Annotated in this window: 22 protein-coding genes; 18 read left to right on the forward strand and 4 right to left on the reverse strand. The window is 49.9% G+C overall.

Annotated elements, in window-relative coordinates; genetic code table 11:
* Window positions 1–76 precede the first annotated feature (76 nt).
* The 4 genes from H8K26_RS10555 to H8K26_RS10570 all read left to right on the forward strand — a co-directional run bounded on the left by H8K26_RS10555 (window position 77) and on the right by H8K26_RS10570 (window position 4488).
* Entirely contained in the window at window positions 77–304 is a 228-nt protein-coding gene (locus H8K26_RS10555) for a sulfurtransferase TusA family protein (RefSeq protein ID WP_186883101.1), read from the forward strand.
* Between the two features lie 457 nt (window positions 305–761).
* A complete protein-coding gene (locus H8K26_RS10560) occupies window positions 762–1514 on the forward strand; it encodes an electron transfer flavoprotein subunit beta/FixA family protein (RefSeq protein WP_186896787.1) in 753 nt (250 codons plus the stop codon).
* A gap of 103 nt (window positions 1515–1617) precedes the next feature.
* The gene (locus tag H8K26_RS10565) at window positions 1618–2550 is read left to right on the forward strand and encodes an electron transfer flavoprotein subunit alpha/FixB family protein (RefSeq protein ID WP_190479363.1); all 933 of its coding nucleotides are present in this window, start codon (window positions 1618–1620) and stop codon (window positions 2548–2550) included.
* A 147-nt stretch (window positions 2551–2697) separates the two neighbouring features.
* Window positions 2698–4488: an acyl-CoA dehydrogenase gene (locus H8K26_RS10570; RefSeq protein ID WP_190479365.1), complete on the forward strand. Its 1791-nt coding sequence runs from the start codon at window positions 2698–2700 to the stop codon at window positions 4486–4488.
* Between the two features lie 66 nt (window positions 4489–4554).
* Here the strand turns inward: H8K26_RS10570 and H8K26_RS10575 are convergent, their stop codons facing one another.
* Window positions 4555–4971: a hypothetical protein gene (locus H8K26_RS10575; protein ID WP_190479367.1), complete on the reverse strand. Its 417-nt coding sequence runs from the start codon at window positions 4969–4971 to the stop codon at window positions 4555–4557.
* A gap of 169 nt (window positions 4972–5140) precedes the next feature.
* Here H8K26_RS10575 and rpsP point away from each other — a divergent pair, with 169 nt between their 5' ends.
* From rpsP to H8K26_RS10625, 10 genes are all read left to right on the forward strand, one after another.
* Window positions 5141–5392 carry a 30S ribosomal protein S16 gene (gene rpsP / locus H8K26_RS10580; protein WP_110255824.1) on the forward strand — a complete coding sequence of 84 codons (252 nt, stop codon included), beginning with the start codon at window positions 5141–5143 and terminating at the stop codon, window positions 5390–5392.
* Window positions 5393–5405: 13 nt separating this feature from the next.
* The gene (rimM, locus tag H8K26_RS10585; protein WP_190479369.1) at window positions 5406–5948 is read left to right on the forward strand and encodes a ribosome maturation factor RimM; all 543 of its coding nucleotides are present in this window, start codon (window positions 5406–5408) and stop codon (window positions 5946–5948) included.
* 25 nt (window positions 5949–5973) lie between these two features.
* Window positions 5974–6720: a tRNA (guanosine(37)-N1)-methyltransferase TrmD gene (gene trmD, locus H8K26_RS10590; RefSeq protein WP_190479371.1), complete on the forward strand. Its 747-nt coding sequence runs from the start codon at window positions 5974–5976 to the stop codon at window positions 6718–6720.
* Window positions 6721–6847: 127 nt separating this feature from the next.
* Window positions 6848–7231: a 50S ribosomal protein L19 gene (rplS, locus tag H8K26_RS10595; RefSeq protein ID WP_186883107.1), complete on the forward strand. Its 384-nt coding sequence runs from the start codon at window positions 6848–6850 to the stop codon at window positions 7229–7231.
* Between the two features lie 97 nt (window positions 7232–7328).
* Complete coding sequence (locus H8K26_RS10600; protein ID WP_190479373.1) at window positions 7329–7997, forward strand: CoA pyrophosphatase; 669 nt, start codon at window positions 7329–7331, stop codon at window positions 7995–7997.
* 118 nt (window positions 7998–8115) lie between these two features.
* Entirely contained in the window at window positions 8116–9066 is a 951-nt protein-coding gene (locus tag H8K26_RS10605) for a CobD/CbiB family protein (protein ID WP_190479375.1), read from the forward strand.
* A 48-nt stretch (window positions 9067–9114) separates the two neighbouring features.
* Window positions 9115–9492, forward strand: a complete 378-nt coding sequence (locus H8K26_RS10610; protein WP_190479377.1) for a GNAT family N-acetyltransferase — start codon at window positions 9115–9117, stop codon at window positions 9490–9492.
* A 3-nt stretch (window positions 9493–9495) separates the two neighbouring features.
* Entirely contained in the window at window positions 9496–9666 is a 171-nt protein-coding gene (locus H8K26_RS10615) for a GNAT family N-acetyltransferase (protein ID WP_190479379.1), read from the forward strand.
* Window positions 9667–10116: 450 nt separating this feature from the next.
* Window positions 10117–10455 (forward strand): DUF3579 domain-containing protein, encoded by a 339-nt coding sequence (locus H8K26_RS10620; protein ID WP_186896781.1) that lies wholly within the window; start codon window positions 10117–10119, stop codon window positions 10453–10455.
* Between the two features lie 505 nt (window positions 10456–10960).
* Complete coding sequence (locus tag H8K26_RS10625) at window positions 10961–11644, forward strand: hypothetical protein (RefSeq protein WP_190479381.1); 684 nt, start codon at window positions 10961–10963, stop codon at window positions 11642–11644.
* Window positions 11645–11791: 147 nt separating this feature from the next.
* Here the strand turns inward: H8K26_RS10625 and H8K26_RS10630 are convergent, their stop codons facing one another.
* A complete protein-coding gene (locus H8K26_RS10630; RefSeq protein WP_186883113.1) occupies window positions 11792–12697 on the reverse strand; it encodes a LysR family transcriptional regulator in 906 nt (301 codons plus the stop codon).
* Window positions 12698–12791: 94 nt separating this feature from the next.
* On the opposite strand from H8K26_RS10630, the gene H8K26_RS10635 reads away from it, so the two are divergent.
* The 4 genes from H8K26_RS10635 to H8K26_RS10650 all read left to right on the forward strand — a co-directional run bounded on the left by H8K26_RS10635 (window position 12792) and on the right by H8K26_RS10650 (window position 17642).
* On the forward strand, window positions 12792–13526 hold the full coding sequence (locus H8K26_RS10635) for a histidine phosphatase family protein (protein ID WP_190479382.1): 735 nt from the start codon (window positions 12792–12794) through the stop codon (window positions 13524–13526).
* A gap of 9 nt (window positions 13527–13535) precedes the next feature.
* Window positions 13536–14300 carry an SDR family oxidoreductase gene (locus H8K26_RS10640; protein WP_190479384.1) on the forward strand — a complete coding sequence of 255 codons (765 nt, stop codon included), beginning with the start codon at window positions 13536–13538 and terminating at the stop codon, window positions 14298–14300.
* Window positions 14301–14365: 65 nt separating this feature from the next.
* Window positions 14366–15592 (forward strand): acyl-CoA dehydrogenase, encoded by a 1227-nt coding sequence (locus tag H8K26_RS10645; RefSeq protein WP_190479386.1) that lies wholly within the window; start codon window positions 14366–14368, stop codon window positions 15590–15592.
* 349 nt (window positions 15593–15941) lie between these two features.
* Complete coding sequence (locus H8K26_RS10650; protein ID WP_190479388.1) at window positions 15942–17642, forward strand: long-chain-fatty-acid--CoA ligase; 1701 nt, start codon at window positions 15942–15944, stop codon at window positions 17640–17642.
* A gap of 81 nt (window positions 17643–17723) precedes the next feature.
* On the opposite strand, the gene sppA is transcribed toward H8K26_RS10650, so the two are convergent.
* Both sppA and H8K26_RS10660 read right to left on the reverse strand, forming a co-directional pair.
* Window positions 17724–19580: a signal peptide peptidase SppA gene (gene sppA / locus H8K26_RS10655; RefSeq protein WP_190479389.1), complete on the reverse strand. Its 1857-nt coding sequence runs from the start codon at window positions 19578–19580 to the stop codon at window positions 17724–17726.
* A 24-nt stretch (window positions 19581–19604) separates the two neighbouring features.
* A complete protein-coding gene (locus H8K26_RS10660; protein ID WP_190479391.1) occupies window positions 19605–20618 on the reverse strand; it encodes a S1/P1 nuclease in 1014 nt (337 codons plus the stop codon).
* Window positions 20619–20937 lie beyond the last annotated feature (319 nt).

Raw genomic sequence — 20937 nt, forward strand, 5'->3', positions numbered from 1 at the left:
AATGAAAATTCCGGTAGAATTGGTGCGTCAAATGTTTTGCAAATGAGCTACATCGTTTGCTGCTACAGGAAAAATCATGCAATTCAATAAAGAACTTGACGCTCGTGGACTGAATTGTCCTTTGCCTATTTTGAAGACGAAAAAGGCACTTGCTGAAATGATTACCGGTGAGGTCTTGCACGTACTTGCAACTGATCCCGGATCTGTTCGTGACTTCAAAGCATTTTCAAAACAAACAGGAAATGAATTATTGTCGCATCAGGAAAGTAGTAACGAATTTGAGTATTTTATTAAGCGCAAATAAATCTCAAGTTTCAAAAAAACCCGCAAATTTTGCGGGTTTTTTTATATTCTGAGCTTCTTCACTTTTTTAAAGTGACTGCTTATTTTCATTTTAAGTAGTGCATCAGCGATAGCAAGGCAACCTGACTGCCCAATTAAAAAAAATTGTGAGGTGTATGCGCATAAAAAGTCATGAAAGGTGTTGATTAGATACTCTGCTCTAGTATCAATACAAACAAAAAAGGAACGATCGTGCTAAATTGTGCGAAATCTTCTCATTTCGATTTATAATCAAACGGATTTACTTTACGTATACGTCAATCAGCATTAAATCAGCTTTAAAAGTACGTGTCGCGCAAAAAGTCGGCGCAGCGATTTGGTTAACCTGATTGTTCAGCATGACTTAGCATTAATTAGCAATAAATCCGATAGAAGTAAGTACATCTGTATTTCCAATTAGCTCACAAAAAGGCAGAACTATGAAAGTCCTGGTACCAGTCAAACGAGTAGTCGATTACAACGTCAAAGTACGTGTCAAATCTGATGGCACAGGCGTTGATATTGCCAACGTCAAAATGTCGATGAACCCATTCGATGAAATTGCCGTCGAAGAAGCAACGCGCCTGAAAGAAGCTGGTGCTGTTACTGAGATTGTTGCCGTGTCCTGCGGCGTTGCACAATGTCAGGAAACATTGCGGACAGCAATGGCAATCGGTGCGGATCGCGGCATTCTGGTCGAAACTGATGCCGAGCTGCAGCCACTGGCAGTGGCAAAACTGCTCAAGGCGCTGGCCGACAAAGAGCAGCCACAATTAATCATTCTGGGTAAGCAAGCCATTGATGATGACTGTAATCAGACAGGTCAGATGCTGGCAGCTTTGCTGGGCTGGCCACAGGCAACTTTCGCATCCAAAGTAACTGTTGCAGACGGTAAGGCAACAGTCACTCGCGAAGTGGATGGCGGTCTGGAAACTGTTGCCCTGACCTTGCCAGCGATCGTAACAACGGATTTGCGCCTGAATGAGCCACGTTATGTGACTTTGCCTAACATTATGAAAGCGAAGAAAAAGCAGTTGGATAACGTCAAACCAGCTGATCTGGGTGTCGATGTTGCGTCCCGCGTCAAGACGCTGAAAGTGGTTGAACCAGCAAAACGCAGCGCGGGCATTATTGTTCCTGACGTGGCGACATTGGTTTCCAAACTGAAAAACGAAGCAAAAGTCATCGGTTGATCAACTGCTTGCAGCTGATTCACCGACAGTTTGCTTTATCGCATCTTATTTACAAATTTTTTCACCAGAGTGCATTCTGGTGATTTATTAAGTGGAAAACATCATGACTACACTCGTCATCGCTGAACACGACAATGCTGGCCTCAAGGGCAGCACTTTGAATACCGTTACTGCCGCGACTCAATGCGGCGGTGATGTTCATGTACTGGTTGCTGGTTCGAATGCCGGTACTGCAGCTGCAGAAGCAGCGAAAATCGCTGGCGTCAGCAAGGTTTTGCACGCTGACGCAGCACATTTTGCTGATGGCCTGGCGGAGAACGTCGCTGAGCAGGTATTGGCTGTTGCTGCTGGTTACAGTCATATTCTGGCTCCGGCAACCGCTTACGGCAAAAATATCCTGCCACGCGTCGCCGCTAAACTGGACGTTTCTCAGATTTCTGAAATTACCAAAGTCGATGCTCCTGACACATTTGAGCGCCCGATTTATGCAGGTAATGCAATCGCAACCGTGCAATCCACCGATGCTGTGAAAGTGATTACTGTCCGCACAACCGGCTTTGACGCTGCTGCAGCAACTGGTGGTTCAGCGGCTGTTGAGACTATCTCGGCAGTTGCTGATTCTGGTAAATCAGTTTTTGTTTCGCGTGAAGTTGCCAAGTCTGATCGTCCTGAACTGACCGCTGCGAAAATCATCGTTTCCGGTGGTCGCGGTATGGGTTCTGCGGATGCATTCAAAGTGCTGGAACCATTGGCAGACAAACTCGGCGCAGCGATGGGTGCATCTCGCGCTGCAGTCGATGCGGGCTTCGTCCCTAACGACTGGCAGGTTGGTCAGACCGGTAAGATCGTTGCGCCTCAACTGTATATCGCCGTTGGTATCTCTGGCGCGATCCAGCATCTGGCGGGTATGAAAGATTCCAAGACGATTGTCGCAATCAACAAAGATCCGGAAGCACCGATTTTCTCTGTCGCTGATTACGGTATCGTTGGCGATCTGTTTGAAATCGTGCCACAACTGGTTGCTGAATTAGGCTGATTTTAATGAATTCGCGGGCCGTTAATTTGTTAACCGGCCCAGACTGGACAGAATGAGTGGTTTGTCGCGCCATTGACAGCAGTGTTTTTGTTGTTGTGACACATTGCTGATTCTGTCCTTTTTTCTTTTCTATCTTTAGGAAATGTTATGACTTATGTCGCACCTGTGAAAGACATGCTGTTCGCGATGAACGAACTTGCGGGCTTGTCGGAAGTGAATGCTTTACCCGGTTGTGAAGATGCAACATCTGAAACTGTAGAAGCGGTACTGGAAGAGAATGCAAAATTCGCTGGCGAGGTCGTTGCACCGCTGAATTGGGAAGGCGACAAAGCGCCGAGTTACTGGCAGGACGGACAGGTTTTTACCACTAAAGGTTTTAAAGAAGCATTCAAGATGTTCGGCGAAGCAGGTTGGCAGGGCGTGCAGCATCCACAGGAATTTGGTGGTCAGGGCTTGCCTAAGCTGGTCGCTACACCATGCATAGAAATGCTGAACTCGGCCAGCATTTCGTTTGCACTGTGTCCATTGTTGACTGACGGCGCGATTGAAGCACTGCTGACTGCGGGCAGTGATGAGCAAAAAGCAATTTATCTGGAAAATCTGATTTCAGGCAAATGGACTGGCACCATGAACCTGACTGAGCCGCAGGCGGGTTCAGATCTGGCGATGGTTCGCAGCCGTGCAGTTCCTCAAGGTGACGGCACATACAAAATTTTTGGCACCAAAATTTTCATCACTTATGGTGAGCACGATATGGCCGAAAATATCGTCCATCTGGTGCTGGCTCGCACGCCGGATGCACCGGAAGGTGTGAAAGGTATCTCCCTGTTTATCGTACCGAAATTCTTGGTCAATGCTGATGGCAGTCTGGGTGCTCGCAATGACGCACACTGTGTCTCGATCGAGCATAAGCTGGGCATTAAAGCCAGCCCGACGGCAGTGTTGCAATTCGGCGACCATGGCGGTGCGATTGGTACGCTGGTCGGCGAAGAAAACCGCGGTCTGGAATACATGTTCATCATGATGAATGCGGCACGTTTCGGCGTGGGCATGCAAGGTATCGGTGTGGCAGAGCGTGCGTATCAAAAAGCGGTGCAGTACGCCAAAGACCGCGTCCAATCGCGTGATCTGGCTGGCTCCGCTGGTCCAGTAGCGATTATCAATCATCCGGATGTGCGTCGTATGCTGATGTCTATGCGTGCACAGACCGAAGGTGCGCGTGCGTTGGCGTATGTGGCGGCCGGGTTGAGTGATATTGCGCATCACCATGCAGACGAAGCGACTCGCAAAGCCAATCAGGCTGTGTATGAATATCTGGTTCCTATCGTCAAGGGCTGGTCGACAGAAATGTCGCTGGACGTGACATCAACAGGTGTGCAGGTGCATGGCGGCATGGGCTTTATTGAAGAAACCGGTGCGGCACAGCATTACCGTGATGCCAAAATCCTCACGATTTACGAAGGTACGACGGCAATTCAGGCCAACGATCTGGTTGGTCGTAAAACGGCGCGTGATGGCGGTGCGACAGCGAAAGCGTTAATTGCTCGTATTCGTGAAACGGAAGTTGCATTAGCTGCTACCAATCAGCCTGAGTTGTTGGCGATTCAAAAGCAATTGGCGGCTGGTTCTGCTGCGCTGGAGGACGTCGTTGCTTATGTTGTTGCCAATTTCAAGCAAGACATCAAAGGCGTATTTGCGGGTAGTGTGCCGTACCTGAAGCTGGCCGGTATCGTGCTGGGTGGCTGGCAGATGGCGCGTGCCGCATTGATCGCACAGCAGAAGCTGCAATCAGCGTCCGGTGACGCGGCTTTTTATCAGGCAAAAATCGCTACTGCCAGATTCTTCGCTGACCATATCCTGTCTGCTGCTCAAGGATTACGGTCTGCTATCGTTGATGGTAGTGCCGGAGTGCTCGCCTTGAATGAAGATCAGTTCTGATTTCATCTGACGCAGAACCCAAAAAAAGGACTCATTTCTGAGTCCTTTTTTTATTGCTGATCTGACTTAGCCGTAGGCCCCACCTGTATATAGCAGATCAAATGCACGGGCAATGACACCTATCAGAGCGATAGCGCCGATGCCTGTGGTTAAGACCAGTATTAGTGCCAGTGGCCAGGATGATGCGCTAGTTTTCGTTGAATTCTGGTTATGTCTGGCATCCCATTTTTCATCGGGTGTCAGTCCTGTCACCAGTGCTTCGAGTAAAGCAATTAAGAATGACAAAATAAACAGGCTGTAAGTCAGTAGCGGTTGTGAGCCGAAGTACAAATGACTGATCAGGATTGAAATGGGTAAACTGACGAGATGTGCCCATCCCAAGTAATCGCTTTTGCCAAACAAATAAAATCTGTGCGCACCAACGCTGCCAGCCAGTGCTGCCAGTAACGTAGTGAACGTTTTGTTCTTGTGTGCCGTTATCATCAGGTTTTTCTTAAATCTTATGAGATGAATGATTGTAGCTGACGTGGTGACTGGTATCCTAATCAACACGTTTATGGCACATATCTCTGATAGTCCTTGCTTGTTTTGTTTTGGACGGGCTATAATCTACAGCTTTTTCCGCGTTTAGAACAATTTTTTTGGAAATATTATGGTCGTTATTCGTTTAGCTCGTGGTGGCGCAAAAAAGCGTCCTTTTTACAATATCGTTGCAACTGATTCCCGTAATCGTCGCGATGGCCGCTTTATCGAGCGTATCGGTTTTTACAATCCAGTAGCAACTGGCAATGCAGAAACAGTACGTGTTGCTGCTGATCGTCTGGCTTACTGGCAAGGCGTTGGCGCACAATTGTCTCCGGCAGTTGCTCGTCTGGTAGCTCAGTCTGGCAAAGCAGCAGCTTAATAGTTTGCTCTCAATGTCAGTTGAAGTTCATGTTCCTGAAGATCTGGTCCTGGTGGGCTATATCTCGGGAGCATTTGGTATTCATGGGTGGGTAAAGATTCGTCCTTATTCGCCAGATGCTGATGCCATGTTGTCTGCTAAAACCTGGTGGATAGATAAACCAGATTTACACGATGTTAGTCGCCTTGAAGCAAAAATTCATGGCGAAGATGTAGTTGCAAGACTGGTGGGCGTTCCAGACAGGAATGCTGCTGAGGCACTGAAAGGTGCGACCATCAAAATATCACGTAAACACTTCCCAGCTTTGTCTGAGGGAGAGTTTTACTGGCAGGATTTGATGGGCTTGGCGGTCGAGAATTTGCAGGGTGAAAGTCTCGGCGTGGTTCGTGATCTGATGGATAATGGTGCTCACCCTATCCTACGGGTTGCTGCTGCCGATGTGCCGGAATCTGAATTGCAAAAGCATGAAAAGTTGATCCCTTTTGTCGATAATTTTGTCAAAGAGGTCGATCAGGCTGCTCGCAAAATTCAGGTTGATTGGGGTACAGATTATTAATACGATGCAATCAGAAGGCATTTGCATGCAGTTTGATGTCATCACGCTGTTTCCCGAAATGTTTGGCGCCATTACACAATCGGGCGTCACACGACGGGCATTTGAGCAGCACAAGTGCGAGTTGAAACTGTGGAATCCGCGTGATTTCACGACTGACCGTCACCGTACTGTAGATGATCGTCCGTATGGTGGTGGCCCGGGTATGGTTATGCTGGCTAAGCCGTTGCAGTCGGCGATTGAAGCCGCAAAAGCGCGTCAGATGGCACTAGCCAAACCAGCTCCTAAGGTGATTTATCTGTCACCGCAAGGTTCGCGTCTGACTCATCAGCGGGTTATGCAGATATCTGAGTTGTCCGGTGTTGTCTTACTGTGTGGCCGCTATGAAGCGGTTGATCAGCGACTGCTGGATGCTTGCGTTGATGAAGAGATCAGCCTCGGCGATTTTGTATTATCGGGTGGAGAATTGCCCGCGATGGCGTTAATGGACGCTGTGATTCGCCAAATTCCGGGTGTTTTGCACGATGATGATTCTGCTGTGCAAGATAGTTTCGTGAATGGTTTGCTGGATTGTCCACACTACACCAGACCTGAGATATTTGAGCAGCAAACTGTACCGACTGTGTTGATGAGCGGCAATCATGCTGAAATTGAAAAATGGCGACGCCAGCGAGCGCTTGAAGCAAGTGCCTTGAAACGTCCTGATTTGATTTTAGCCGCGCGGCAAGCAGGTTTGCTCAGTCGGGCAGATGAAAAATTTTTGAGTAGTTTGTAAGTTTCCTTGCGTATGCAGGGATGTAAAAGAGCGTTCCTATTGGGTTCGCATGTTAAACCCCATCCTCTACCGGGCAGAAGTCAGACTATGTCTGCAGCGTCGGCAAGATGGTTATCGGAGTATAAAAATGGATCTGATCCAAAAATTAGAGCAAGAAGAAATTGCTCGTCTCGGTAAAAGTATTCCTGACTTTGCGCCAGGTGATACTGTTGTTGTCAGCGTTAACGTTGTTGAAGGTACACGTAAACGTACACAGGCTTACGAGGGTGTTGTTATTTCCCGCCGTAACCGTGGTTTGAATTCCAACTTCATCGTTCGTAAAATTTCTTCTGGTGAAGGCGTTGAGCGTACATTCCAGTTGTATTCTCCACTGATCGCTTCTATCGAAGTCAAACGTCGCGGTGACGTACGTCGCGCTAAGTTGTACTACCTGCGTGAACGTTCAGGCAAATCTGCTCGTATTAAAGAGAAATTGCCAGCACGTAAAGTTGCAGCAGCGAAAGCAGAGTAATATCTGTTTATGCCGTAACAAAAAAGGGATGCCTTCGGCGTCCCTTTTTTTATGTTGTATTGAAAAATAAAATCTAAGCGAATAAGAGTTTATTTCCGTGACTAAATTGATTTTGACTCCCGAGCATTTACCGATTCATTCGATTGCTGATGAGGCTGCGATCGAAGCGGATAGGCTGACACCAGAGTGGTTAAGGCAGCGTTTTTCCAGTCCTCCGATATGGACTCCGGAATCCAATAACGAAGAGTTGATGGCGGTAGGACGGATATTTCGTCCGGCATCAGTACTGATACCCATCGTGATGCGTGAAAAAGAACTGACGTTGTTATTGACCGAACGTGCCGCACATTTGCAGCAACATGCCGGGCAGATCAGTTTTCCGGGCGGGCGTTTTGAAATCGCTGATGGCAGTGCTGCTGAAACCGCTTTGCGTGAAACTGAAGAGGAAGTTGGATTGCCGCGTTCCCATATTGATATTCTGGGGGCTTTACCCGACTATAAAACTGGTACGGGTTATCAGGTAAGCCCCATCGTTTCTTTAGTCAAGCCGCCTTTTGACACGGTCACTGATCCCGGTGAAGTTGCTTCTGTATTTGAGGTGCCGTTGGCATTTCTGATGAATGCGCGTCACCACCAGCGACGTGTATTTCAAATGCCGGATGGAAGCGGGAGCAGAATGTTTTATGCGATGCCTTATCAGGACAGATTTATCTGGGGGGCGACTGCTGGCATGTTGCGTAATCTGTTTCATTTTCTGCGAGCATGACGAGAACGCATTTCTCGGAGGAACAAAGCTTCATAATCTGGGGAAATCGGTTTACACTTGCCGCACCGGTAAATTCTTCTAAGACAGTCGCCTGACTGCGAATCTAGTTCAGCCTATCATGACATTTATTTCTATTTTGTTTGCCCTCCTTTTTGAGCAACTCAAACCCTTGCGTGCAGATAATCCTATCTATGCACAGATACAGGCGCTGGCAAATAAAATTGAAGCCTCGTTCAATGCTGGTAAGGTTGCCCATGGCCGACTGGGCTGGTGGATTGTGGTCGGCTCGCTGACAATTCCGACCGCCTTGATCTACTGGCTTTGTCTGCGTCTGAGCCCGTTTGCCGCATTTGCATGGAATGTGGTGATTGTTTATCTGACGCTGGGATTCCGTCGTTACAGCCATTACTTTACCTCGATACAACTGGCCCTCAGCGCGGGCGACGAGGATGCTGCCAGACGTCATCTGGCGGACTGGATACACCGCGATACCAGTGATCTTGATGTATCGGAGATTTCCCGCCTTGCGGTTGAGCGTTCACTCATCGCCACGCACCGTAATGTATTCGGGGTGTTTTTCTGGTTTCTGATGCCTGTCGGGCCGGCTTGTGCTGTGATGTACCGCGTTGCCGAATATCTTGCACATGCCTGGACAGAGCCTGAGCATATGAAAAATGAAGAGTTCGGTGTTTATGCTGCAAAAGTATTCTATTGGATAGACTGGGTTCCAGCTCGTTTGACTGCCGTCGCATTTGCCATTGTCGGCAATTTTGAAGACGCGGTGTATTCGTGGCGCAATTATGCTGATCGCTGGTCGGATGAGGCGGTTGGTATTATTTTGTCCGCAGGCGGTGGTGCGCTGGGTTTGCGATTAGGTGAGCCCGAAGAAAAAGCCATGGTGTTGCAAGCAGATGCAACGGCGGTGGACGTTGACAGCCTCGAGCTGGAAAGTCAGCCGGGAAGCGAAGCAACGCCACGTGCGCTGCAAAGCGTCGTCGGTCTGGTCTGGCGTGCGCTATTGTTGTGGATGTTGCTGCTGGCATTATTGTCGTTTTCAGTCTGGGTCTGATTGCCATTTTGTGGTCACATCTGTTCGCGACGGATGAAACAATGAAACATGCCTGATATCTTCTTACGCGCATTGGAAAAAAATGATGCGGCCGCATTTGCCGCCATTGCACGAGAATCTGCGATCAATGCAGATCCATGGATGGGATGGTGTGACCGTCAATACACAGAAGAGCAAGCGTTGGAATGGTTCGCGGTCTGCGCGCAAGAGCGGGCATTTCAGACTGGCTATGAATTTGGTGTGTTCGATAAAGAGTCAGGCCAACTGTTAGGCGCGGCAGGCGTCAATATGATAGACCGCATCCACCAGCGCGGTAATCTCAGTTACTGGGTAGCACCTCGCTGGCAAGGGCAGGGCATTGCCACAACGGTAGCGTCCTTTCTTACCCAATACGCTTTTACAGAATTACGACTGCTCAGAGTTTAATTGGTGATTGCCATCGCTAATCTGGCGAGTCGTCGTGTTGCCGATAAGGTCGGTGCGCAACTTGAGTGTCTGGCGCGCAACCGCCTGCATCTGAACGGAAATAGTGTTGATGCGGCAGTATATTCATTAATTCCCGGCGAAGTACGTGCGGCCTCTTGCCTGATCCAAGCCTAGCCACGCACCTGCACACTTTCTGTCGTTCTGACGTCGTTTTTAAGTGTGACACCAAATTTCTGACATGTTTTTGTTTTCCTGTTTAGCATGAAGTCTGGATTTAATGAGGGTCTGTTGTCCTTTTATTCCAGACGGTGTTGCAGCCTTGTTAATGCCGATACGCAAAAAGAATATGCCCGGAATCTGGTTGCTTTTTACAATAAATGGCCGCGGTGCTAATAAAACGTTACACCCTGACGACGTGACTGTATCTATTTGTAAAGTTTACATCGCTGAAAATGCACTATATTGAGAGGTGATGTGATCATGGTTGGCCTGTTTGGATATTTATCTGACGCTCAGGTTTCGATCCAAGTCTTCTATAAGATATAATACTCATGTATTTTGAAAGCTTAGTGTCACATAATGGCATTGATGCTTTTTTATTTTGCTTCATAGCGAGCCGAGCACATGGCCGATTCAAAAAAAACTCATCATAAGCCCGTACGCGAGTTTTTCATCCAGGGAATCACCAGCGATGGAAAACAATTTCGCCCCAGCGATTGGGCGGAGCGTCTTTGCGGCGCCATGTCCTGTTTCAGCCCGGACGGTGGACGGCATTCGCATCTGCAATACTCACCTTATGTTCGCCCGATTCTTTTAAATGGCGTGCGTTCTGTTGTGGTGAACGAAGCGATTCGTGATATTGAACCGTTGGCATATCATTTCGTGGTGAATTTTGCGAAAGACAATGATTTGCAAATCATCGATGCCTGTTTGTTACCTGATGAGCCGCCAGCCGGCAAATAAGTTATCAGTGCTATACATCGATCTGTGACGCCACCGCGTCGTCTTTTTTTCTTCTGTTTTCCCCCTGCCATTGTCCGTGGTATCGTGAACGTGGTGCTTGTGTGATCGGCATTGCGTACGACACTGCTCAGTAGTCCTACTCTGTTGTGACTCTTTTAAGGTGCAAAGTTTTCTTTGCTGTCTTGCTCTTCATTCCTTTCCAATTTTTATTTTCTCGTTTCTCGCAGTTCGTCATTGTCCTGAGCCTCTTTGTATTTTGATGGCATTCAGGATTTTGTTACCGGACGATACCGCTTCCGCCGAGCTTTCACTCTCTGTCTGCGTCATAACATTGTTTCCTTGTAATTATTGGTTACAAAGTATCAATTATGTATAAAAATATAACTAGATAAAATGTAGTGGTTTCTTTCAGGTGACTCTTGGCAATCGCATGTCCGTATTGCATCAGCCCTGCAAGGATTTGATCAAGTCATTTAATGAAAGTAACTATATGCTGAGTCGTGTAATGAAAATGCTGAAAGTCGCAATGATCGCGCCACTGCTCTTGAGCGCGGGTTTAGCTGGCGCTACTCCGCCGGAAAATGGCTGGTGGTGGAATCCTGCGGAAAGTGGTCGCGGTTTTGCGATTGAAGTGCAAAATGGCTCCATGTTTATGGCTGGATTTATGTATGACAATGCCGGCACACCAGTCTGGTACGTCTCAGGTCCAGCCCCGATGACGTCTGACACTTTATATCAGGGTAAGTGGATTTCGTACGGCGGTGGTCAGACTTTAAATGGGCAGTACAAAAGTGCGGTAGTGACTAACGATGCGGTAGGTTCAGTGGTGATTAACTTTACCAGTACGACGACTGCCACTTTGCAATTGCCAAATGGGACGGTCATGCCATTGGTGCGTTTTGGTTTTACGCCACAGCAACCGGGTACGGTTTCAGCAACCTGCACGTCTGCGAATATCAATCTCGACAGATACAATCGTATTACCGTTGGTATGACGATGGCGCAAGTTAACCAGACCTTAGGTTGTACTTACCTGCCGGGCTCAACCAAGCGGGGCGCGACTTATACGCTCAACTCCTGGATGTCGTATGACAATGGCATCAGAGGCATACTGATTTACTTTGATACGACAAATTCCGTTGTCACCGCACAGGGTGGTAGTGTGTTTAAAAGTGCGTCTGGATTTTAATGTCAGTATCTTCAAATTGATATCCTGAGGCTAGATAAGCTGCTCTTTGCTGTTGCCGACTCATCGCAGATTGTTTACGGTGCGTCGGCATCTGTTTTATGTTTTGCCTGATCACTAAAATCAGTACGTCAAGCACAAAAACATATCTCATTTCCCCGATACCGACTGGATCACCTGCTCGCGTAACCAGCGGTTGGCGGGATCATGTTCCACATTCTGATGCCAGTACAGATAGACATCCCACGACGGCATGCTGACGGGCAATGGCAGAATCTGATTGCCAAATTGCTGATTCGCAATACGCGCATAACCCTCTGGCATGGTCAGTAATAAATCGGTCTGACTGACAACCCGGCAAGCAGCAAAATAATGCTGACAGCGCAGCCGTATTCTTCTTTGCAATCCCAAGCGACTGAGCTCGAAATCCTCCAACCCCATTCCTTTGCGACGCGAGCTGGCGAGGATATGTTCGGCCTGCAAATAGGTATCCAGATCCAGCTTACCTTTGATGAGCGGATGATCATGGCGCGCCAGCACGACGGTCGTGTCGCGTGAAATTTGCTGGCGCCGGATTTCATTCGGCAAGGGCAGCAGCATATCGATTGCCAGATCTAATGTGCCTGCTGCCAGCTCACTCACCAGCTCACGTCGTTCGACCTGGATTGCGGCCAGATTGATTTCAGGTGCCTGCTGTGTAATGCGTTCCAGTAGCGGCGGTAAAACCGTCGATTCAAGCACATCGCGTAAAGCCAGATTGAACAGCTTCACCGCTTGCGCCGGATCGAAATTGCCATTGTCGGTCAGTGTCATCTCTAAGCCGCGCAAGGCCTGTCGCACCGGTTCGATGATGCTGCGCGCCAGTGGCGTCGAGACCATGGTTTGTCCTTGCCGCACAAACAGCGGGTCATCAAACATCTGCCGCAGACGATTCAGCGCATGGCTGATCGCGGGCTGGGTCAGATGCAGTTGCTGGCTGGCGCGAGTTACGCTGCCCTCGCTGTAAATCGCTTCAAAAACGGTAAACAGATTCAGATCAACTCTGGATATATGCATGATATTAATAGTGTTTGATAATAACTATTCATTTGATCAATTATATCCGTCGTCTTACACTCAGTGCTCAGATAGTTGGCACAACGAGGAAACAATGGCACAGATTTACCTGGTACGTCACGGGCAGGCATCGTTTGGCAGTCAGAACTACGATCAGCTTTCTGATCTGGGGCAGCAACAGGCGCAACATCTGGGACGCTGGTGGGCGCAGCGTGAGTTGAACATAGGCCGCATCGTTACCGGCGGCATGCAACGTCATCAGCAAACGGCACTCGCTTGTATATCCACGCTGCAATCGCAAGAGGCGAGCCAGACCGACACCTCAGCATGGCACACCGACGCTGATTTTAATGAGTACAACCACCATGAAGTGTTGGCGCGTCATGTGCCGGAGTTCGATGATCCGGCCGCAGTCAAACATTTTCTGATGCATACGCCGAACGGCAAGCAAGCGTTTCAGGATATTTTTTCGCAAGCCGTCGCACGCTGGGTTTCCGGGCACCACGATGCCGATTACAGCGAAACCTGGCGGGCGTTTCAAACACGCTGTGTGCAGGCCTTGCAACGGCAACTAGCGCTGGACGACGGCGCCAAAAACATTGCGATTTTCACTTCCGGCGGTACGATTTCTGCGATTTGCCAGCATGTGCTGGGTTTTCCCGATCCCCGTTTTGCCGAACTCAACTGGTCGCTGGTCAACAGCGCCGTAACCCGGCTGCACGTACAGACTGCAACGCCGGAGCGGCCAGTGCGTCTGGCGCTCGCGTATCTGAATAATTTTTCTCATCTCGAAGTCTTGAATAACCCGAAAAGCATTACCTACGTTTAGGAGTAAAGAATGACAGACATGTTTGATCTGAGTGGCAAAGTCGCACTGGTCACCGGTGCCAGCCGGGGGATTGGTGAATCGATTGCAAAAACGCTGGCCGCACGCGGGGCGCATGTGATTGTGTCCAGTCGCAAGGCGGAAGCCTGTGAGTCCGTCGTGGCGGCGATTGTGGCTGCTGGCGGCACGGCAGAGGTACGTGCTTGTCACATCGGTGAAATGGCGCAGATCGATGCCTTGTTTGCTGACATCACTGCGGCGCATGGACGTCTCGATATTCTGGTGAACAATGCGGCGACCAATCCGCATTTCGGCCACATCACGGAAACCGATGTCGGTGCATTTCAAAAAACGGTGGATGTGAATATCCGCGGCTATTTCTTTATGTGCAGCGCGGGCGCGAAGTTGATGGCAAAAAATGGCGGCGGCAGCATCATCAACGTCGCCTCTGTGAATGGCGTTATTCCGGGCGCGATGCAGGGTATTTATTCGATTACCAAAGCAGCGGTGATTGCGATGACCAAATCCTTTGCGCAGGAATGTGCGCCGATGGGCGTGCGTGTGAACGCATTGCTGCCGGGTGCGACCGATACTAAATTTGCTTCCGCTTTATTCCACAATCCGGCGATTCTGGAAAAAGCCCTGACCCGGATTCCTATGAAACGCATTGCCGAACCGGATGAAATGGCGGGAACCGTGTTGTATCTCGCTTCCAACGCGTCAAGCTATACGACGGGTGCCTGCATCAATGTCGATGGCGGTTACTTAGTCAGCTGAAGTCATCAGTTAATCAAATCGGATGCTTCAGGCATCGCAGATTTTCTTTATATCAGAGGATCATCATGGATTTCCAGTACAGCCCTAAAGTCAAAGAGTTGCAAGCACGTCTGATCGCGTTTATGGACGAGCACATCTATCCGAATGAAAAAGTATTTTTCGGTGAAATCGCCGCGAACCGTCAGGCGGGCGACGTGTGGATACCGACAAAAATTGTCGAACAACTGAAAGCCAAAGCCCGCGCTGCTGGTTTATGGAATTTGTTTCTGCCGGAATCTGATCAGGGCGCGGGTCTGACGAATCTGGAATACGCACCATTGTGCGAAATCATGGGACGCTCCTTGTGGTCAGCAGAAGTGTTTAACTGCTCAGCACCCGATACCGGCAATATGGAAGTGCTGGCGCGTTACGGCACGCCTGCGCAACAGCAGCAATGGCTGACACCGTTATTGAACGGCGAAATCCGTTCTTGCTTCGCAATGACCGAGCCGGGTGTTGCTTCATCCGATGCGACTAATATCGAATCTTCTATCGTCCGCGATGGTGACGATTACGTGATCAACGGTCGCAAATGGTGGTCGTCCGGTGCCAATGATCCACGCTGCAAAGTGTTTATTTTCATGGGCAAAAGCGATCCGCAGAATGAAAACCGGCACAAGCAGCAATCGATGATCATCGTGCCGCGCGATACGCCGGGCGTGACGATATTGCGCGCCTTGCCGGTGTTCGGTTACGACGATGCGCCGCATGGTCATGGCGAAGTCTTGTTTGAAAATGTGCGCGTACCGGCATCGAATATGTTGCTAGGTGAAGGCCGTGGATTTGAAATCGCGCAAGGGCGTCTTGGCCCTGGCCGCATACATCACTGCATGCGCCTGATCGGTCTGGCAGAGCGCGCGTTGGAAGACATGTGCAAACGTTCGCTGAGCCGGGTTGCTTTCGGTAAGCGGGTGGCCGAGCAGGGTGTGACGCTGGAGCGCATCGCCAATGCCCGCATCCTGATTGATCAGGCACGGTTTCTGGTGCTGAATGCCGCACAGATGATGGATACCGTTGGTAATAAAGCGGCAGCCAAAGAAATCGCGATGATTAAAGTCGCTGCGCCGAATATGGCTTGTCAGGTGATCGACTGGGCGATACAGGCGCATGGCGGTGGCGGTGTGTCGGATGATTTCGGTGTGGCGTATGCGTATGCGCAGGCGCGTACCTTGCGCCTTGCCGATGGCCCGGACGAAGTACATCGTAACCAGATCGGCAAAATGGAATTGAAAAAATATATGCCTGCGAAGTGACGATATTCCGCTGCCACTGCGAAGGTTGGAGCGCAGCGGTGGCGGAATTTTTTTCTGCATTGATCGTTGCATTTGTCGTTACTTTTGCGGCAGTGACACAGACCGGTTTTTCCGGTCTTTTGTCGTTCATAGCGTCGCCTGCAAAAATCCGGCATCTATCGGTAGCCGATCTGTATTGAAACTGTATTCAAACCGTATTTTTATGAATTTTAGGGGAGTATCTTTAAAAAACAGCTTATTCTCAGCATAAATAAAGGGGTTTAAAAAATACTCCCCGGGAGTATTTTTCATGCCTCCGACGATCTGTTGTGCTTAATTTTCCAAAAAAACCATTATTCAGGAGACAAAAATGAGCGACACACCTTGGATCAATTCTTACCCTGCGGGCGTACACTGGGATGCCGCATTAACACTCAGCAGCGTGCCGCAATTGCTGCATGATGCAGTTGCCCGCTGGCCGGATTTACCCGCACTGGAATTCATGGGCAAGAAAACCAGCTACCGTGAATTGCAGACACTGGTCGATCAGGCGACCAAAGGATTTCAGCAGCTTGGCGTTAAGCCAGGCGTGCATGTCGGTTTGTTTTTGCCGAATACGCCGCATTATGTGATCAGCTTTTTTGCGATTCTGCAGGCTGGCGGCACGGTCGTGAATTACTCGCCGCTCGACGCCGAAAAAGTGCTGGAACATAAAATAGAAGACAGCCATACCGATATGCTGGTGACGCTGGACATGAGCATGCTGTATCCACAGATGGCGAAAATGCTGACACATACGCGCCTGCAAAAACTCATCGTCGGCAATATCGCTGAAATGACACCGTATCCTGAAGCGGTGCGCGCTAACCTCGATAAAGCTGCGCAGCTGTGCACGATTCCGCAGGATGCACAACATGTGTTGTTTGCTGATTTGCTGGCGAATGATGGCCAGTACACGGCCGTGGCTGCGACCGATCCTGTCGAGACGATCGCGGTCTTGCAATACACCGGCGGCACCACCGGGCTGGCGAAAGGCGCGATGCTGACCCATGCGAATCTGACCGCTGCCTGCAGCCAGATCGTAGAAACCACGCAGACCGAGCCACGCTTGTTAGAAGAAGGCAAAGAGCGTTTGCTGGCGGTGTTACCGCTGTTCCATATTTATGCGCTGACGGTGGATATGTTGTTCGGTATCCGCCTCGGGGCAGAAATTGTGCTGCATACCCGCTTTGATGTGGAAGCCGTGGTCAAGGATCTGGCAGCCAAAAAAATTACGGTATTTCCCGGGGTGCCGACGATGTATACCGCCATCATTCATTATCCGCAGATCAAAGACTTCGATCTGCGTTCGCTCAAATTCTGTAATTCCGGCGGCGCCCCTTTACCTGCCGAGGTGTTGCAGCAATTCCAGAGTATTACCGGCTGCACTTTGCTGGAAGGCTGGGGCATGACTGAGACCTCACCGACTGGCACTTTCACGCCTGTTTCCGGTGTGCGTAAAGCAGGTTCCTGCGGTTTGCCGACACCGGGCATACGCTTTAAATTTGCCAGCATCGATGACCCGCGCACGTTTGTGGCGAGAGGTGAACGCGGCGAAATCTGCGTTGCCGGAGCGAACGTCATGAAAGGCTATTGGAACAAGCCAGATGCAACCCGCGATGCGTTTACCGCCGACGGCTATTTCCGTACCGGCGACGTTGGCTATATGGATGAAGACGGTTTCATCTACATCGTGGACCGCACCAAAGATATGATTTTATCGGGCGGCTACAATGTCTATCCGCGCAATATCGAGGAAGCGATTTACCAGCATCCGGCGGTCGCGGAAGTCAGTGTGATCGGTATTCCCGATGAATATCGTGGTCAGGCAGCGAAAGCGTTTATCAAACTCAAAGCAGGACAGACGCCGTTTAGTTTCGATGTGTTGAAAGAGTTTTTGAAAGACAAACTCGGCAAACATGAAATGCCGCAGGCGATGGAAATTCGCCCGGAATTGCCGAAAACGCCGGTCGGCAAATTGTCGAAAAAAGAGCTCTACGATGAAGAAGCGAAGAAACGCGTTGCCGCATAAAACTGCGATGTAAAGCGACATAAAAAAAGGGAGCGATTGCTCCCTTTTTTATATGCTCTGTCGCTTAGCCCTAGCCTTAGATTAAGGATTCGTACACAGACAATGCGTCAGTGCCGTATAGCCTTTGCCGTCTTTATTGATGTCGGCGAGCCAGCTCAGTTCGGATGCCATTTGCAATGCTGCTGCCGGTGGTACGCCGGTCGGTACCAGTGCGACTTTGAATTGCTGTTGCAGTACTTTGGTCGTTTGTGAGCCGAGCAAATCAAAAATACGGTCAACTTTCGACATTTCCGGTTCTACATAACTGACGCGGAAATCGCTGCCGAGTTTGGCGCGATTCGCAGCCGATTTTAAGGCATCGGAATAGCTGCCAACGGTATCGACCAGATTGCGTTCTTTTGCCTGCGCACCAGTCCAGACACGTCCCTGCGCGACAGCATCAATTTTCTCTGGAGTCGTTTTACGGGCGGCTGCGGCTTTACCGGTAAATTCCGAGTAAATGTGATTGATACTGCTCTGTACCAGTTCACCGAATTTCGGACTCAGCGGACGCAAAGGATTAAAACCGTCGCCCAGCCAAGTGGTCGTGGTGCCGCCTGTGTGCACGCCGAGTTTATCGAGCGCTTTTTCTGCGGTCGGCAGAATCGCAAACACGCCGATAGAACCGGTGACAGTCGCTTCATCAGCGATCACTTCGTCGGCCGCCATGGAAATCCAGTAACCGCCTGATGCAGCAACGTTACCCATGGAAACGACAACCGGCTTACCAGCCTTGCGCGTCAGCTCGAGCTCGCGACGGATTAACTCGGAACCGAAAGCACTGCCGCCAGGCGAATCAACACGCAAGACGATGGCTTTGATACTGTCATCTTCCCGCGCTTTGCGGATCAGTTTCGATGTCGACAAACCACCGATAGAACCCGCGGTCGCATTTCCTTCGCTGATTTCACCGGAAGCCACCACAACGCCAACCGCGTTACCGAATAGCTGTGGTTTCTGACGAGCGAGATAATCGTCAAAGGCAATCTGACGGAATGTTTTACCTTGTTCGTCTCTGGCACCGTTTTTCAGCATCAGATCACGCAATTCATCGCGGGTTTTCAAGCCATCGACAAGCTTCAGATTTAACGCCAGTTTGGCGCTGTCGTCGCCTGCGGCCTTCATTTGTTCAGGCAGTTCATTAATGCCCTGCATGATGCTGCCGGCAGGCAGTTTGCGTGCTTTCTCTACATTGTCGGTATAGGTTTTCCACATCGCGTTGTAGAGGAAAGTATCGGCTTCCATTGCGGCTGGCGATGGCTCGTTCGCAATGTAAGGCTCGGCAAAGCTTTTGTAGGTACCGACCTTGAGCAGATTGACGGTCACACCGACTTTATCGAGCGCATCGCGGTAGTAGTTACGATAGCGGCCGAAGCCCGTCATCATCACGGAACCCATAGGGTGCAGATAAACTTGATTCGCATGTGCCGCCAGAAAATACTGACGCTGATCGAAATTTGAACCCCATGCAATCACGGGCTTGCCGGACGCTTTGAAGCGGTCAATCGCCGCTGCGACTTCACGCAACATCGGCAAGCCAGCGCCACCCATATCGTCAAGCAGCAGAACGGCGCTGTGTATCTTGTCGTCCTTGGCGGCGCTATCAAGCACGCTCAGTATATCGCGCAATTGCGTACTCTTTTTAGCGTTACCCTGTGCTTCAGCGAGCAAAGCTTCGCGGGCATTGCCCGAGTGTTGTTCAACCAGCGCCCCTTTGAAATCCAGAATCAGGGCGGTCTTGTCTTCCAGCTTTTTGACTCCACCGGAAAAAATGCCGATCAGCAGCGCGATGAAAAATACCAGCAGCAGCAAATTCAACAAAACCCGGCGGCTGAAATCCAGCGCGCGCCACAGATATCGGAAGCCCTGGCCTATCCAGCGAAATGGAGAGAAACTCATAGTAGTCCTTTGGTAGCGGAGTGATTATTCTGGCCAGACAGTTTGTAAGATCTGCGCCAGATGTGCACCTGCACGCACTAAGGCATCTTCTTTCATGCTGACCATGGTTTTTTCATATTCCAGCGGCAGCGCGATAGACCAGCTGTTGCCGCGCTGATTCGGTGTGCTTTTGCTGAACTGTGTTCCTGCAAATAATTTTTTGGCGTCACTGACGGCATCATCTGCCCACAAGGCAGGTAATTGTTCCAGCGGTGCTTTTGCCACGTTCAGCGTGCGCGCTTTTTTGGTTAATGCTTCATTCATGCGGCCGCGTTTAAATTGCTGCGGCAAATCATCCCATAAAGAATGCAGATTGCCGCAAGGGCACTGCAAAGCATTGCCGCCGACGGTATTGCTGCCACGGTCGTACTCGCCTTCATCCGGATTGACGATCTTGCCTTCCGCGTTCAGAAATACCGAACCTACGTGCAGCGGTTGATGAATATCGCCGACATAGTGCGTCAGTAAGGCCAGTGCTTCCTGCTTATCTTTAAATGCAAATGGCTTAGGCTGCGGTTTCCCCTGCAAGACCAGCGCAGCGGCACGAATCGCATTCACGACATCATGATCGCTGGTGCCGACATAGCCGGTTTTGTAATGATCGTGCTGCAGAGCGACATCGGCATAGTGATATTGCTTATGGCAGTTTTCTTCATCAAAAGCCGGGTTGCAATTCGTATTGTTGCGACGGACATAATCGGCCATTGCGGCGATGCCGGCTGGATTTTCAAACGGTGCGCATTCCGGATAGCGCCCGGCTGATGTGTACGCATAATCCTTTTCAGGCGAAATGCCTTTAACGCAGTCGCCCCAGACCGACATTTTTTCCAGCGTGTTGTCACCGAGCAGAGCTTTGACCTGGGCACCGGCTTTGGTGCCGCTCAGTAATTGATCAGCAATCGCCCCGACCGTCTGGTGACCATCGGCACCCCAGGCAAAACTGAGTTGCGGCAGGCTGGTCGCGCATAACATCATGGCTGAAATGAATATCTTTTTCATAGAGGTTCAGATAGGGTTGGGAAAATAGCATCAATGGTAGTACACAAAGATGACGAGGGTATAGCAAACTGCAAAAATTTTATTCAGATCACGGCTGTTGTTTGCTGCGTGAACTTTCTTTTTTTGTTTTTCTGTTGGACCGGGAATGCGGTTTTACCCCTGATGTGGGTAATAAAAAATATCAAAATATCTACCAGCCTTTGCATTGATGATTGACACAAGTCAGCATCGCCCGACTACACTGGAGCATCATCTCTGGGGTGCAGACGGCGGGCAGCCTTACTGTGTTCGTGTTGAAAAATAATTGCTGTTCCTGGTT

This window comes from Cognatundibacterium aquatile, assembly GCF_014699135.1.
GTDB classification, from domain to species: Bacteria; Pseudomonadota; Gammaproteobacteria; order Burkholderiales; family Burkholderiaceae_D; genus Undibacterium; species Undibacterium aquatile.

Bases quoted from the DNA above. Each gene is read 5' to 3' on its own strand.
- H8K26_RS10610 (WP_190479377.1), top strand. From the start codon at position 9,115: ATGCCTGATATCTTCTTACGCGCATTGGAAAAAAATGATGCGGCCGCA.
- H8K26_RS10625 (WP_190479381.1), top strand. From the start codon at position 10,961: ATGAAAATGCTGAAAGTCGCAATGATCGCGCCACTGCTCTTGAGCGCG.
- H8K26_RS10560 (WP_186896787.1), top strand. From the start codon at position 762: ATGAAAGTCCTGGTACCAGTCAAACGAGTAGTCGATTACAACGTCAAA.
- rpsP (WP_110255824.1), top strand. From the start codon at position 5,141: ATGGTCGTTATTCGTTTAGCTCGTGGTGGCGCAAAAAAGCGTCCTTTT.
- sppA (WP_190479389.1), bottom strand. From the start codon at position 19,580: ATGAGTTTCTCTCCATTTCGCTGGATAGGCCAGGGCTTCCGATATCTG.
- H8K26_RS10650 (WP_190479388.1), top strand. From the start codon at position 15,942: ATGAGCGACACACCTTGGATCAATTCTTACCCTGCGGGCGTACACTGG.
- H8K26_RS10630 (WP_186883113.1), bottom strand. From the start codon at position 12,697: ATGCATATATCCAGAGTTGATCTGAATCTGTTTACCGTTTTTGAAGCG.
- H8K26_RS10660 (WP_190479391.1), bottom strand. From the start codon at position 20,618: ATGAAAAAGATATTCATTTCAGCCATGATGTTATGCGCGACCAGCCTG.
- H8K26_RS10605 (WP_190479375.1), top strand. From the start codon at position 8,116: ATGACATTTATTTCTATTTTGTTTGCCCTCCTTTTTGAGCAACTCAAA.
- rimM (WP_190479369.1), top strand. From the start codon at position 5,406: ATGTCAGTTGAAGTTCATGTTCCTGAAGATCTGGTCCTGGTGGGCTAT.
- H8K26_RS10565 (WP_190479363.1), top strand. From the start codon at position 1,618: ATGACTACACTCGTCATCGCTGAACACGACAATGCTGGCCTCAAGGGC.
- H8K26_RS10640 (WP_190479384.1), top strand. From the start codon at position 13,536: ATGACAGACATGTTTGATCTGAGTGGCAAAGTCGCACTGGTCACCGGT.
- H8K26_RS10635 (WP_190479382.1), top strand. From the start codon at position 12,792: ATGGCACAGATTTACCTGGTACGTCACGGGCAGGCATCGTTTGGCAGT.
- rplS (WP_186883107.1), top strand. From the start codon at position 6,848: ATGGATCTGATCCAAAAATTAGAGCAAGAAGAAATTGCTCGTCTCGGT.
- H8K26_RS10645 (WP_190479386.1), top strand. From the start codon at position 14,366: ATGGATTTCCAGTACAGCCCTAAAGTCAAAGAGTTGCAAGCACGTCTG.
- H8K26_RS10575 (WP_190479367.1), bottom strand. From the start codon at position 4,971: ATGATAACGGCACACAAGAACAAAACGTTCACTACGTTACTGGCAGCA.
- H8K26_RS10620 (WP_186896781.1), top strand. From the start codon at position 10,117: ATGGCCGATTCAAAAAAAACTCATCATAAGCCCGTACGCGAGTTTTTC.
- trmD (WP_190479371.1), top strand. From the start codon at position 5,974: ATGCAGTTTGATGTCATCACGCTGTTTCCCGAAATGTTTGGCGCCATT.
- H8K26_RS10555 (WP_186883101.1), top strand. From the start codon at position 77: ATGCAATTCAATAAAGAACTTGACGCTCGTGGACTGAATTGTCCTTTG.
- H8K26_RS10570 (WP_190479365.1), top strand. From the start codon at position 2,698: ATGACTTATGTCGCACCTGTGAAAGACATGCTGTTCGCGATGAACGAA.